Below are 13,281 nucleotides of genomic sequence, written 5' to 3'. Positions count from 1 at the left end.
ATGCAGTGTCCGATGATTGAAGCGAGCGTGCCAGTTCCCCTGTTTTCCTGTGCCGTTTAATGGAAGGTGTTGGCGACGTTGCTGGCGGTCTCTGCGATGCACATGTATATCGTGCATCTGATCGGCAACTGCTTGTGATGTTCTCGTTGCAAGAAGTACACGCTGCTGGTTCCCATCCTGGTGCCAATCGATCCAGCGCCGCAGCGATCGGCAATGGAAAGAAGTCATGCATCCGTTCGCTTGCTTGCCTGCTTCAAGGGCTTCTTGTGCTGTATTTACTCGTACCCCATGTGATGTTGTTGTATGCGAGCTGCTCATCGGCGCGCATCATGTGCGTCGTTACCCAACTGAAGCGCTGGAGATAGGAGAACTGTTCCCGAGCATGTTGTGGTTATCGCTTCCCAAACGCTGATGACATGCCAAGCAGCAAGGATGCTGCATCGTCATTGCCGGCAACAGCAACATGTTCCGTATCAATGTCTTACTGAAACATTGTCTATCGCCATGACAGTTCACCAGCCGTCGATAGGCGAGCGTTTCTGGTGCCCTGACATATCATGCGCAGTGCTTTACGAGTGAAGCCTGACGGATCAGAACCGATGTGTTCAGGAATGACGCAGAATCGAAGAAAAACGATGTGACGTCAGCCGCCGTACAACGCCTTGCGTGGAGCACCCGTGATCTCGGCGGCCAGTTTGGCGGCACCTGAAGGGGGCAGGTGTGCTTTAAGTAGTGTGTAGACACGGCGGCCCTCCGCGATCCTGGCGGTGGCCTGATCGGCGGCACCTTGCACAATGACCACAAATTCCCCTTTACGCTGGTGATCGTCGTTGGCCACCTGTGTTTGCAATGTGTCCAGGGTGCCGTCAAGCACGGTCTCGAATACCTTGGTGAGTTCGCGTGCAATCACCGCTGCACGCATGCCGCCGAAGATGGTTGCTAGGTCCGTCAGACACGCGGCGATGCGGTGCGATGCCTCGTAAAAGATAAGGGTTCTGGGTTCATGCGCCAGTTGTGTCAGACGTTCGCGCCGTGCCGCTGGTTTGGCTGGCAGAAAGCCTTCGAAGGTAAAGCGGTCACTCGGCAGGCCGCAGACACTGAGTGCGGCGATCAATGCGCTTGGTCCTGGCACCGGGGTCACCCGAATTCCCGCCGCACGTGCAGCACGGACCAGAAGAAAGCCCGGGTCGCTGATCAGCGGTGTGCCGGCATCGCTGACCAGGGCCAGTGATTCGCCTCCGGTCAGTCGCGTCACTATCCGCTCAGCCAGCGTGTCCTCGTTGTGCGCGTGCAGCGCCAGCAGCGGGCGTTCAATCGCGAAGTGTGCCAGCAGTTGCCGGGTATGCCGAGTGTCTTCGGCGCATATCATGGCGACGGTGCGTAGGATGTGTTGCGCACGTGGCGACAGATCGCCCAGGTTGCCGATGGGGGTTGCGACGATATGGAGCGTGCCTGGTGTGGACATCGGCGGAGATTCTTGTGGGAGAGTAAAATCGTAGCGTTTTTCACTTGCCCGCTTCGGTGGGCCCCGTCGTATGGGTCTTGAATGAACCAGCGTTTTGCAAAAATATCCATGCTGTTGCTGGCAACGCTATTGGTTGCCGGTTGTGTGACTACATCCACTCAAGTGTTCTTGCCCCGCCAAAGTGCCGGGCTGGTATTGCTGGAGCAGGACAAACCGCGCGAGGCGGCGCAGCAGCTCGAAGCCGAGGCCAGCCAGGCCAGGGGCAGCGAACGCATGCGGTTGCTGGCCGATGCTGCCTTCGCTTGGCGCGATGCTGGAGATACCGCACGTGCACAGACGCTGGTCGCACAGGTGAGCGTGCAGCAGCTCACTGGTGACAGTAAGGCGCGCTTTGCGCTGTTACTGGGAGAACTGGCGGTAGCCAATCAGCAGCCGGTACAGGCGTTGCAGTATTTGGGTGAATCACCGGATGGGTTGCCTCCGCAACTGCAGACACGTTGGTGGTTGGGGCGTGCGGCGGCGTTGGAGGCCAACGGTGACGCTTTTGGTGCGGCGCAGCAGCGCGCGCGCGCCGATTTAGCATTGACTGGCAATGCACGCGATGAAAATCAGCGCGCGCTCGTGCGCCTGCTTGCTGGTTTAGATGACGCTGTATTAAGCACCCGCACGGCAGCGCTGCCAGTGGGTGATCCGTTGTACAACTTTGCTGGACGCGCCTTACTGCGCCGCGGTCAAGCACTCCCGCGTCCGTTCGAGCGTAGCGAGCAGCGGGGTGTGGACATCAGCAAGCGCCCACCGGCCGACTCCGATGGGTATCGCCCGCCGTTGAAGTTGGCGGTCCTGCTGCCATTGACCGGCAGTCTGGCCACAGCGGCTGCCCCAGTCCGTGATGGTTTGCTCACTGGTTACTATGCTGAAACTCGGCGTCGCCCGGAACTGGATTTCTTCGATACTGGTAGCACTCCAGCTGGAGCCAAGGCCGCGTACGCCAAGGCGGTGGCGGCCGGTGCCGACTTTGTGATCGGTCCCCTCGGTCGCGACGAGGTGAGCGTGTTGTTGGGTGAGGAGTCACTGAGCGTACCGCTGCTGGCATTGAATCGTTCGAGCGACAAGCGGGTGGCGTCGTTGCCAGGGAGCGTGAGTTTCTCGTTGGCCCCTGAGGATGATGGCGTGATGGCTGCCGAATACTTGTTAGCTCAAGAGCGGCGCAACGTGATGGTGATCAGCAGTCATGATGACATTGGCCGGCGGAGTGCGCAGGCATTCATTGAGCGCTTCCGGGAGCGTGGTGGCCAAGTGTTGGCGGTGCTGGACATCGCTGATCTCCCCGGTGATCTGGGCCCCAGGCTGCGTGACTCCGATCGTGCTGATGCAGTGTTTCTTGCAGTGCGTGGTCCCACCGCGCGTGCGGTGGTGCCGCAGCTGGCGCTGGCGGGGTTATCGAGCAAGCCCCATGTGGGCACTTCGCAACTGGTGTTGGGCACGGGTAAGCCTGAGGAAGATGCCTTGTTGGATGGGATTGTGTATCCGGCTGAACCTTGGATTGTGCAGGGCATGAAGTCATTACCAACCGCGGCGGACGTGGCTGTGCGTTTGCCAAATATGCGGGGGGCGGCCTTGCGTCTGTTCGCATTTGGTGTCGATGCCTGGACCTTGTCTGTCTATCTGGAGAGACTTTCTGGTGCTGTTGACGGTGGCGGCCTGCGCGGGGCCACAGGGACTTTGCATTTGGATGATTCCGGTAACGTCATACGTACGCCGATCTGGGCGACTTTCAGGAATGGTCAGAGCATTCCGGTGGAGATGCTCTGAGTGATGTTGAACCGGCGCGAGTGCGGTGTAGCCGTCGAAGTGGCTGCACGCCGGTATCTGGAACAGGCTGGTTTGCGTTGGTTGGCCAGTAACGTGCATTTCCGTGGCGGCGAATTGGATTTGGTGATGCATGATGTGATGAGTGTTGTGTTCGTCGAGGTCCGTTACCGTCAGCAAGATAGTCATGGGAGCGCTGCACAGAGTGTGGATCAGCGTAAACGCCGCAAGCTCGTCATGGCGGCGCAGTTGTTTTTACAGCGCCACCCGCTGTTAGCGCAGGTGCCGTGCCGCTTCGACGTGGTTGAGGGGGCAGGCAGGCCGTTGCAGCTGCATTGGATCCGTGATGCGTTTCGCCTGGATGACTGTTGAGATGCTTGGTGCTGTTGCGATGCAGCATTGATTAAACAAGCAGCGATGCTTGTATCTCGCTTTGGTCTTGATCGGCACGTTTCCCATGAGGAGCGTGTTATGTCGTTTGAGGAATCAAGGTGTAGCAACAGATCGCATTTTCCACAGCCGCCCCGTAAGTGCCATGCTGGGGCGGTGTTGAATGGCTACCAATCTTCCTGGTGCGATTGGTTCGAGATGGCTGTGGTTGGCTTGGTGACATAGGTATTTTTCATGTTTGGAGATGCGGATACGTGTTCAAGGTGTTGTGGTAAGAATCCGGTTATAGGGACGTGATGATCAATGCGATCATGGGTTGGGCGCCACAGCGCAGCATTTCGGAAAAAGGCAATACGTGTGCACGTTAGAATCGATGCATGATTGAGCCTGTTTTTGAGTATCAGATGCTTCAAGCGATTGGTTGGCCCTGGCCGGGGCCGCCTGCTGATGCAGCGTGGCGGGCGGTCTGTGCAGCGCATCCACAGAGGCGTCCAGCGCGGGTGATTGAGCAGCATCGATCTGGTTATGTCGTAGCTGAAGCGCCAGAGCTCCGGATGAAGGTTGAGTCGCCGCCCGCGTGGCAGCGGCGATCTTGCCCAAACCATGAGCGAGCTGTGGTGGGCGATTGGGTGTTGTTGGATGACCGTCGCATCGTGGCGTTATTGCCGCGGCGCACAGTGATCAAGCGCTTGGCAGCGGGTGAACATTACCGGCAACAGATGATTGCCGCTAATCTGGATACTGCATTTATCGTCTGCGGACTGGATGGTGATTTTAATCCGCGCCGGATTGAGCGTTACTGCGTGTTGATTGGCAGTGGTGGCGTTGAGCCGGTAGTGGTCCTCACGAAGGTCGATAGGTGTGCCGATGTAGGAGCGGCGGTGGCTGTGCTGCGGGAGCATTCTCTGCAGGCGGTGGTGCCTGTTGATGCGCGTGAAGCAGCGCCTGTTGCGGCGCTGCGTCCGTGGCTATTGCCGGGGCGTACGGTGGCGTTGGTCGGCTCATCGGGTGCGGGCAAGTCGACGTTGATGAACACGCTGCTTGGCGAGCAGCGTATGAGGGTTGCAGCGGTGCGTCAGAGAGATTCGCGTGGTCGACATACGACGACCCATCGGGCGTTATTGGCGTTGCCGTCCGGGGCGTGTTTGATTGATACCCCAGGGATGCGTGAGCTCAAGCTGACTGGTGAGGAGGACCTCGTCGAAGAGTTTGCCGACGTTGAGTCGCTGGCGTCGCAGTGTCGTTTTCGCGATTGTGCGCATCAGGCTGAGCCAGGGTGTGCGGTGCGTGCGGCGATTGCGTGTGGAACGTTGGATCCGACCCGTCTGCGTAACTACCTGAAACTGCATGGTGAGATTGTTGGGGCAGCAGCCAGACTGATTTCACGGCGCTATTGAGGACGTTGTCCTCCCTGACGTTCCTTCGAATTCAGGTTGAATTGTTTTAATTTTTGTAGCGTTCCGTTGATATGCATCAAGTCTAGTATGGACGGGTGAGTGCGCGTCGATGGTGGGTGGTCGTCGTTGGTGATGCATGCGCGGAAATGAGTTCGTTCAGATGCTTTGGTTCTTCCAGGATAGCTATCAATGGATCAGTGATGACGCCATGGGTATATTGCGTGCAGATCTTTTGAGTACCACACAGGTCCATGTGGGTTGCACGGATGTGTTCGAGGTGCGCTAAGTACGGTTGCACGCCTATATCTTGCTGAATGCGTATGGTGTCGTGATGGTTCCTCCTTGAATACTTGAAGGCGTTTGACAGTGTCCTGGTGGGACTGTGAATTGGCTCGGTGTGCAGCACTGGTGAGATGCGTTGATGTAACCGACCCATGAGTCTTAATGGTGTGATCGGATGCGAATGCTTTTTGTCCCAAAATGCGCTGTACAGGCTTCAGAAGAGGCTGTGTATGGTCTGCTGTGGGTGGCTTCGTACTTCAGGTGTTGCAAACGTTGTTGCTCGGATCTGCTCGTGTCTTGCCAGTGTTGTGGTCATTTTCTTTCTGGGATTCCAATGAGCAGTAAAGCGACGCGCCTGATGTGTTTATCAAGACATGGGATGTTTTATTGCACTTCTATCCTTTCTATATGTGTCTGAAGCACCAATGGTATGGAAGTGACGTTGTCAGAGTGCCGTTATCAATGAGGATGGTATTTCCATCACCTTGTTCTCCTTGCTGCGACGGGCATGCGAACACTTGTTTTTTATTGGCCAAAACTCAGGGTTCCCTGCATCAGTGCCCAGTGACCGGGAAATGAGCAGAAAAAGGTGTATGACACGTTTTTGCTGAGCTTACTGGTCGGGAAGGTGATGGTCGTGCTCTCACCGCTGCCGATGATCTTGGTATAGGCGATGACGCGCGGGTCGGCCTTGGGGAGATAGCTGTCTGCCAGTGTGGTGCGTAATCCGGCCAGTGCGACGGCCTGCATGTCGGTGGTTTTGGTCAGTACCCAATTGTGACCCATGACGCGTGCGGCCATCTTGCCGGTGTGTTTGAGTGTGAGGTTAACCTGGGTGCATTGCGGTGCGATTTTGATGGTGTTTTGGTCGAACCTCATCTGATCGTTTGCAGAAATAGTCACTGCACACGTTTCGGCCCAGAGGGCAGGTGAGCTGCTGAGCAACATGGCGGTCAAGACGGTGTTGAGTAACCGTTTCAAAGCGGCGCTTCCTAAGGTGTCATGGGATCAAGACTATGGGGATTGTAGGTGTCTGCTGGTTGTTCCGATAGCGACAGCTGTTTGTAACCGGAAACGGTGAAATAATCAGACTGAAACCCACTCGATTGAATTGGTAATGCTTGTAGCTACCAGTCACTATTGTCGTTCTGAGCGATGCGTGTTGTCCGTCTTAAGTGCTGTTGACATTCACCGGGATTGACAACTGCTTGTGGCGTGAGCCGGTATGCTGCTAGATGATGCAAGATGCAGTAGGACGCAGGGGAGATGCCTGACAAGGCGGACATCAGGATATGGTGTCGATGAAGCAATGGATACATCGTACAGGTCATGCGTAACGTGATGTGCTCTAGGGCGTTGCGTCGTTGGGGTACCGTGTGCATGGGCTTTCCCCGATCATGGTCGAACAGTGTCGGTGTCGGGATGCGCTTCGTGATGCGGTGCAACGAAAGTCGGAAGTTCAATATCTACGGAGCGTCTGTATGATCGTGAGGGTATCGCCGCATGCAACCGGAGATTCAAAAATTGCCAATTCTACATGCTCGGAGCTTTTAAAGGTGTTTTCAATACCGAGTTGTTTCCGGTGGAAGGAGTGGGATGTTTCAGACAAAGGGGTACGCAGTTGATCCTCGTCGCAGCATCAGCCCAGAACATTGGGTGTACATATGCAGCATTGTGCGTCGCATTTCCACGAGTCAGGAGCGTAGCAGCGGCGCTGATGATTGATAAAACATTGAGTGATTTGATGCGTCTGTGAAACTGAGCTCAAGCGGTGCTGATGCTGTACAGCAGAGCGAGAGATGGTCGTTAATAGTCGCTATGAAGTGGTCAAGGTGTAGGCAGGGTGTAAAAAATATGATGCTTGCTTTGCTTGTGCTGTGGTGATTTTCAGATCATCCAAACATAGTTCTTATCCGGGTATCGTTCGAGCCTGTGAGGATGTTTAAGGGCCTGTTATTTCTTGAGTGACACTTGCATGGCAATGGCCGTTATTCCATCGAATCGATAGGCATATTCTGAGGACTGCTTAGGATTGCTCCAAGGTGATATCCGGATGATGAGGTGTGTGAGCGGGCAACTGGGTAATGACAGGGGAGAGGGTATCTGGATCGCAGGAGAGTGGGGGCTTATGGTTGGAAATTGCAGGAGTGCTGCGCTCAGTAGCGTGGGAACGGTGAGTTTTAATATTCTTTGGTGCCGGCTGCTGATGCACGTTGCTTGAAAAAGCCGGACTGCTGTTGTCTAACTTGATGAATCTTTTACTGCTTACGCATGACAATGTCTGCAGCACCTTTTTTAATTATCGAAACTGGCCAGCCCTTGCCAACGGTGAGGCGTTATGGGCGCTTCCCACACTGGATTCGCGTTGCTTCTGGTTTGGCTGAGTCGCAAACGGTGGTGGTTAATGTCGAAGCGGGTGAGACGTTGCCGACACGTGAAGGGTTCGTTGGGGTGATGATCAGTGGTTCGGGGGCCTTTGTCACTGACCGTGCTGACTGGAGCGAGCGTACCGCCGATTGGTTATGTGAAGCCGCTTATGCGGGGATGCCGTTACTCGGCATTTGTTATGGACACCAATTACTAGCACATGCGCTTGGCGGAGAGGTTGCATATAACCCCGCCGGGCGTGAATCCGGGACGATTCGGCTGGAATTGTATCCTGCTGCGTTTGACGATCCGCTGTTTGCCGATTTGCCTGTGCAGTTTGCAGCGCATGCGACTCATCTGCAGACTGTATTGCGTGTGCCTGAGGGAGCGGTTGTGTTGGCACGTTCAGTTCAGGATCGGTGCCATGCATTCCGGTGGAGGCAGAATAGTTGGGGTGTGCAGTTCCATCCGGAATTCGCCACGCATCATATGCGTGGCTATGTCGCTGCACGTGCTCAGTGTTTACAGCGCCATGGCCAGTGTCCGCGTAGCATTGCGCGCCAAGTCAGTGCTGCGCCGGTGGCTCGCCAGTTGTTACGCCGCTTCGTGCGTCATGCGCAGTGCACCGTTTAAGACGGAATCTGGCCGTGCTATGACGCTGTTGTGTTTCCTGACTTTACGGCTTCCCTAGTATCTTCAGGTGTCTATATGTTCCGTCTTTGGTTTATGGCAGTCTTGAAGTGTGTTGCTAGCGTCCAGGGGTGGCTGGTGTCGGCAAAATGTTCGTATTCCGAAGCCGTCTATATCCTTGTCACTTTGAAAATGGTGATAATTGCTCCAGGGTGCTGCATCTTTATGGCATGGTATTGGAACCGAAGTTAATGAGCGAAATTCGCAAGGTCCCGGCGGCGTCCGGTGCACAATGGTTGTTGGCTGGCTTTGCATTACTGCGGCGTGCGCCGTTGCAACTGGGTGGGATTGGCATGTTATGGGGTGCGATTTCCTCGTTGCTAGTGATGCTTGGTTTCAAGTGGCCAAGCTTAAGCAACGCTTTGCAGTTTCTGATGATCCTGGTTGGACCGATACTGATGGGGGGATTGTTGTGGGCGGTACGCGAGGTTGATGAGGGCCGCACTGCACGTCTGGGACATTTATTCCATGGGTTCCAAGATGGCCGGGCGCCGCATCTGCTGGTGTCACTGCTGCCGCAATTGGTCGCAGGGGCTCTCATGGGGGTGCTTCTATGGGTGATGCTGGGTTCTAGCGGCTTGGAACAGTTATTCAAGTTGTTTGGGATAAACCAGGCTGGTGTGCAGCTTGGTCCGGATGACATCCAGCAATTACTTGTTGGTTTTCCTGCGGTACGTTTTCTGCTGTGGGTGGTCTTGGTGTTATTGGTTTTCGTTGCGATGAGTTTGGCGTTGTTTGTGATGCTACCGCAGGTGATGTTCGACGGAGCCGACGGTTTACATGCTTTAAACATGAGTCTGCGTGCTGGCTTGCGTAATTTTTCAGCGTTGTTGGTGTTCTTCCTCCTGGCCTTTATCGCGCTTTTTGCAGTTTATTTTGCCTTGATGATTGTGGCGTTATTGATCAGGCAATTGCTTGGCGAGTTGATGACCATAGTCTTGTTGCAGGTGTTTTTGGTGACTGTGCTGATGCCGGCGTTTACCGGTGCAGTGTACGAGGCTTGGAAACAGATGTTTGCACACGTGCGATTGCCGTCGCTGCGCGAGGACGTCTTTGCCGCTTAAGTCAGTGCATTGTGGGAGCCGATGGGATTTGCCTTTTCTTGTCCGAAATGGTGGGGCGATGCTTCAAGCCGTTTTCGAGTCCGTTACTGCCCATGCGGCAAGAATGCCAAGCTCGTAGAGTAGGCACATCGGTACCGCCAGCATAAGTTGCGAGACGACATCCGGTGGTGTCAGTACCGCTGCCAAGATGAAGATGGCAACGATCGCATAACCGCGGCTTTCACGCAGTTGCGTTGGTTTGACCCAACTCAGTACTGTCAGAATCACCATGGCCACTGGAAGTTCGAAGCTGGCACCGAAGGCGAAGAAGATCGCCAGCACAAAGTCCAGGTAAGCTCCAGCGTCGGGCGTAAGTTGGATGACGTCTGGTTTGAACGTGGTTAGAAAATGGAATACTGCGGGCAACACCAGGAAGTAAGCGAATGCACAACCGATGTAAAACAGGATCACTGCTGAGACTAGCAAGGGGAGTGCTAGCCGTTTCTCGCGCTGATACAAACCAGGCGCGATAAACGCCCATGCCTGGTACAACACCCAGGGCATGGCGATGAACAGGCCTAGGAAGAAAGTTAGTTTCAATGGTGCTAACACCACCCCCGCAGGTTGGGTGGAGATCACGCTCTGTCCAGCCGGTAATTGCGAGAGCATCGGTGTGACCAGCCAACTGTAAAGGACTTTTGAAAATGGCAGCAGTGCGCTTACCACCAGACCAAGACCGATCAACATCCGTATCAATCGTGCACGTAGCTCGATCAAATGCTCGGTGAGGCTGCTTTCGCTCTGTAAATGCTCCGACGAGGTCACGGCGATTTTTCTTGACCATAGTTGCCATGCTTGCTGATGCCTGGCGGTGGTGGAGGAATGGCATGGACGTTATGGGGGGCGGTCGTGGTTGGTTCCACTGTGTTGGTGTTGTGATCAATATGAATGTCGCGACTTGGCTGCTCGTGCAGTATGGAGTCCTGTATTTCCATATCTTGCTGGTTCCGGTGCAACTGCGCTGGGGCTTCGTGTAGTGTCTGCTGTGCATTTTGCAGGCTGCGTTTCAGTTCTTCGGCTTCCAATTCCCGTTCCAACTCTTGCTTGACTGATTCCCATTGCGCGCGTGCACGGCGCATCCACAAACCAGCAAAGCGGGCTGCCTTGGGTAGACGTTCTGGACCTAAAACAACCAGGGCGACCACTGCGATCAGCAGTAGTTCGCTAAAACCGATATCGAACACGGCAAACGGCCTGCGTTTCAGTGTTTACCGCGATCCTGGTGGGGCCCAGAGACTGGGCTCTGTGGGGTGTCGCTGAGCTGATCGGTCGGTTTTTCGTCTTCGCGTAGGCCTTTTTTAAATTCATTAATGGCGTTCCCGATATCTCTGGCACCATTGGTCAGCCGCTTGGTGCCGAACACCAACAGTACGATGACCAGCACGACCAGCCAGTGCCAGAAGCTGAAGCTGCCCATGATTTACTCACTATGACTTTATAAAGGGGGCTTCAGCATACCTGAACCATATCGATACCTGTACGGATTGGCGTTCAATGGTGGTTGAGAGGTTCGGTCTGGATGTCATCTTCGGACACGGGCTGGAAGCCTTGCTGTACGGGGATCGAGGCGGTTGCTTCGGATTTAATCGGTGTGGTCGTGGCTTCTTGGACCGATGGTGTCACTACCACTGGTGCACTGGGCTTGGTCGTCGTGGCGCGGTGTGATGTCCTGGGTTTCGTGGTCTTATTGCGGTTGTTGCGTGCAATATAAGTGGCTTCCTCCAGGCGATCGCGGAACGCGATCACGTCACTGGATGGGGGTTCGGCGGTCCTGGCTTCGAAAATCATGCGTGGAGTGGCACCGTTGCCATAGACCTCAAGGTTGGCATTGTCGTCGATCTGCAGTGCGGCTCCATCCAGAGCGATGCCAGCAAACAAGCCGCGAGCAACTGACCAAGAGTAGATTTCGGCTTTAAGTTGGCTATCGGTGGCTGCTAACGCGTTACGTCCAACGGGACCAGCGGCCACGCTGGCATCTGCACCCAGAGTAAATTTGCCGTTGACGATGTTATCCAGGGTACGGTCATTGCGGAACACGAGGACTACGTCCGAAGATTGCACACCGGCTTGAAAGCCGATGCTGCCGCCGGTCATTTTCACGAACACCGGTTGAGACCACGTGTTTTGCGGAGTCTTGATTGACATCAGGCCTTGGCCGTAGCGCCCGCCAATGACAAAGCCCACCTTGAGCATATCGGGGATGATAACGATCGCACGTGCTTCTTCGAGCAGTTTGTCGGGAATCGTTTGCTCTGGGATCTTCTGAAGCTCGCTCAGCACGCGTTGCGCATTGCGGGCGCGCTGGTCTTCTTCAGGTCCGGCGAATGCGTGGCCAGCAGCAAGAGCAAGCGACAGCAACATGGTTAAGTATGGCAAGCGAGGCATGGTAGCAGACTCCAGAAGTGGTTCGGGCGCGAATTGTCAACCCTTAATTGCAACTCAAACTGTTATGAGTATGGTGAATCGGTAATGAGTGCGGCTGTGCTCCCTTTATCGGTATGATCAGCTCATTTGCATCCGGAAGCGAGGTTCCATTTAGTCACAATAACACGTATGAATCACACTTCCGATACTGCTCTGTTGATTGTCAATCTCGGTACCCCGGAAGCGGCCACTGCGTCGGGGGTGCGCCGCTATCTGGCCGAATTCCTAAGTGATCGCCGTGTGGTCTCGATTCCACCGTTGTTTTGGAAGCCATTACTGCACATGGTGATCTTGCCGATTCGCAGCCCGCGCTCAGCCAAGAAGTACGCCAAAGTTTGGTTGCAGGAAGGGTCTCCGCTGAGTGTGTATACTCGTCGCCTTGCCGAGGGGCTCATGCAACATCTGCCTGATTGGCGTGTGGTCTGGGCGATGCGCTACGGTGTCCCTGCCTTCACCAAGGCGCTAGATGCGCTGCATGCGCAGCATGTACGCCGGATCGTGGTATTACCGCTGTATCCTCAGTATTCGACCACTACCACGGCCTCGGTGCAGGACTTGGTTGAAGTTTGGTGTAAGCGTACTCCGCAGGTACAGGTCGAATTCATTCGAGACTATGCCGAGGAGCCAACTTGGGTTGCCGCGGTGGCTGCTTCGATTCGCAGGCATTGGCAAGCGCACGGTCGCAGTGAGAAGCTGATGTTCTCTTTCCATGGACTGCCACAGCGCGTGGCTGACGACGGTGATCCCTATCCGCAGCGCTGCCAGGTCAGTGCGTCCTTGATTGCCTCAGCGTTGGATTTGAGTGCAAGTGAGTGGCTGCTCGGTTATCAGTCACGCTTTGGCGCTGAACGTTGGTTGCAACCATATGCTGAGCCAACGTTGTGGGCGCTTGCCGAGTCTGGTGTACGTAGCTTCGATCTCGTCTGCCCGGGTTTTGCTGTCGATTGCTTGGAGACACTGGAGGAGGTGGCGTTGGGTTTTGCAGAAACTCTGGCAGCGCGTGGTGCAACGATGCACTACATTCCTTGTCTCAATGATGACCCGGCACATGTACAGGTGCTGGCTGGACTGGCGCAACGTGCGGTGATGTAAGTGCATCATTGTTTTCTACACATTGGAGTTTGGTGCAGTGCATTGTAGGCAATGTTTACTTTTCAGCACATTGGTGTTGCGACGGATCACTGTGTTTATGGAGTGATCCGATCATAGATAAAGCACTGTGGAAGATCGTTCCATTGACTGTATGAGCAGAAGGAACAGTGCTTTGGCTGATGCTGGTGTATCAAAGGAATCGAAATAGACCCAGGTTGCCTCGGTGTGGCGGGCTGGGTTCGCGTGCAGAGGTGGCGAGTCA

General features: G+C 55.1%; 11 protein-coding genes and 1 pseudogene. 6 read left to right on the top strand and 6 right to left on the bottom strand.

The features are described 5' to 3' along the window. Positions 1-643: 643 nt before the first annotated feature. The gene (gene rsmI / locus PLS229_RS09080; protein WP_038270382.1) at positions 644-1,465 is read right to left on the bottom strand and encodes a 16S rRNA (cytidine(1402)-2'-O)-methyltransferase; all 822 of its coding nucleotides are present in this window, start codon (positions 1,463-1,465) and stop codon (positions 644-646) included. Between the two features lie 81 nt (positions 1,466-1,546). On the opposite strand from rsmI, the gene PLS229_RS09075 reads away from it, so the two are divergent. From PLS229_RS09075 to rsgA, 3 genes are all read left to right on the top strand, one after another. Then, positions 1,547-3,277: a penicillin-binding protein activator gene (locus PLS229_RS09075; protein ID WP_038270383.1), complete on the top strand. Its 1,731-nt coding sequence runs from the start codon at positions 1,547-1,549 to the stop codon at positions 3,275-3,277. 3 nt (positions 3,278-3,280) lie between these two features. Then, positions 3,281-3,646 (top strand): YraN family protein, encoded by a 366-nt coding sequence (locus tag PLS229_RS09070; RefSeq protein ID WP_038270384.1) that lies wholly within the window; start codon positions 3,281-3,283, stop codon positions 3,644-3,646. A gap of 395 nt (positions 3,647-4,041) precedes the next feature. Then, positions 4,042-5,061 (top strand): ribosome small subunit-dependent GTPase A, encoded by a 1,020-nt coding sequence (gene rsgA, locus PLS229_RS09065; RefSeq protein ID WP_038270385.1) that lies wholly within the window; start codon positions 4,042-4,044, stop codon positions 5,059-5,061. Positions 5,062-5,868: 807 nt separating this feature from the next. Here rsgA and azu read toward each other — a convergent pair. Continuing rightward, positions 5,869-6,291: an azurin gene (gene azu / locus PLS229_RS09060; RefSeq protein WP_038270457.1), complete on the bottom strand. Its 423-nt coding sequence runs from the start codon at positions 6,289-6,291 to the stop codon at positions 5,869-5,871. A gap of 1,329 nt (positions 6,292-7,620) precedes the next feature. Between azu and PLS229_RS09055 the strand changes: the two genes are divergently transcribed. Together PLS229_RS09055 and PLS229_RS09050 are read left to right on the top strand one after the other, a co-directional pair. Next, positions 7,621-8,343, top strand: a complete 723-nt coding sequence (locus PLS229_RS09055) for a glutamine amidotransferase (protein ID WP_038270387.1) — start codon at positions 7,621-7,623, stop codon at positions 8,341-8,343. Positions 8,344-8,591: 248 nt separating this feature from the next. Then, positions 8,592-9,464, top strand: a complete 873-nt coding sequence (locus PLS229_RS09050) for a BPSS1780 family membrane protein (RefSeq protein WP_038270388.1) — start codon at positions 8,592-8,594, stop codon at positions 9,462-9,464. 63 nt (positions 9,465-9,527) lie between these two features. Here PLS229_RS09050 and tatC read toward each other — a convergent pair whose 3' ends face one another. The 4 genes and pseudogenes from tatC to PLS229_RS09030 form a co-directional block, all read right to left on the bottom strand. Continuing rightward, the gene (gene tatC, locus PLS229_RS09045) at positions 9,528-10,268 is read right to left on the bottom strand and encodes a twin-arginine translocase subunit TatC (protein ID WP_038270389.1); all 741 of its coding nucleotides are present in this window, start codon (positions 10,266-10,268) and stop codon (positions 9,528-9,530) included. Continuing rightward, positions 10,265-10,687: a Sec-independent protein translocase protein TatB gene (gene tatB / locus PLS229_RS09040; RefSeq protein WP_038270390.1), complete on the bottom strand. Its 423-nt coding sequence runs from the start codon at positions 10,685-10,687 to the stop codon at positions 10,265-10,267. Before tatB ends, tatC begins: the two co-directional genes overlap by 4 nt. A gap of 17 nt (positions 10,688-10,704) precedes the next feature. Further along, the gene (locus PLS229_RS09035; RefSeq protein ID WP_038270391.1) at positions 10,705-10,920 is read right to left on the bottom strand and encodes a Sec-independent protein translocase subunit TatA; all 216 of its coding nucleotides are present in this window, start codon (positions 10,918-10,920) and stop codon (positions 10,705-10,707) included. A gap of 272 nt (positions 10,921-11,192) precedes the next feature. After that, a pseudogene (locus PLS229_RS09030) lies at positions 11,193-11,888 on the bottom strand (lipid-binding SYLF domain-containing protein); the annotation flags it as partial. A gap of 168 nt (positions 11,889-12,056) precedes the next feature. Here PLS229_RS09030 and hemH point away from each other — a divergent pair. Beyond that, entirely contained in the window at positions 12,057-13,019 is a 963-nt protein-coding gene (gene hemH, locus PLS229_RS09025) for a ferrochelatase (RefSeq protein ID WP_038270393.1), read from the top strand. Positions 13,020-13,281 lie beyond the last annotated feature (262 nt).

It is taken from the genome of Xylella taiwanensis, from assembly GCF_013177435.1.
Lineage (GTDB): Bacteria > Pseudomonadota > Gammaproteobacteria > Xanthomonadales > Xanthomonadaceae > Xylella > Xylella taiwanensis.
Note: the sequence above shows the minus strand (reverse complement) of the source record. Positions and strands in the feature narration are given on the sequence as shown.

What these genes read in the sequence shown, in the direction of transcription:
- rsmI (WP_038270382.1), bottom strand. Translation starts at nt 1,465, where the DNA reads ATGTCCACACCAGGCACGCTCCATATCGTCGCAACCCCCATCGGCAAC.
- PLS229_RS09075 (WP_038270383.1), top strand. Translation starts at nt 1,547, where the DNA reads ATGAACCAGCGTTTTGCAAAAATATCCATGCTGTTGCTGGCAACGCTA.
- PLS229_RS09070 (WP_038270384.1), top strand. Translation starts at nt 3,281, where the DNA reads ATGTTGAACCGGCGCGAGTGCGGTGTAGCCGTCGAAGTGGCTGCACGC.
- rsgA (WP_038270385.1), top strand. Translation starts at nt 4,042, where the DNA reads ATGATTGAGCCTGTTTTTGAGTATCAGATGCTTCAAGCGATTGGTTGG.
- azu (WP_038270457.1), bottom strand. Translation starts at nt 6,291, where the DNA reads ATGTTGCTCAGCAGCTCACCTGCCCTCTGGGCCGAAACGTGTGCAGTG.
- PLS229_RS09055 (WP_038270387.1), top strand. Translation starts at nt 7,621, where the DNA reads ATGTCTGCAGCACCTTTTTTAATTATCGAAACTGGCCAGCCCTTGCCA.
- PLS229_RS09050 (WP_038270388.1), top strand. Translation starts at nt 8,592, where the DNA reads ATGAGCGAAATTCGCAAGGTCCCGGCGGCGTCCGGTGCACAATGGTTG.
- PLS229_RS09035 (WP_038270391.1), bottom strand. Translation starts at nt 10,920, where the DNA reads ATGGGCAGCTTCAGCTTCTGGCACTGGCTGGTCGTGCTGGTCATCGTA.
- hemH (WP_038270393.1), top strand. Translation starts at nt 12,057, where the DNA reads ATGAATCACACTTCCGATACTGCTCTGTTGATTGTCAATCTCGGTACC.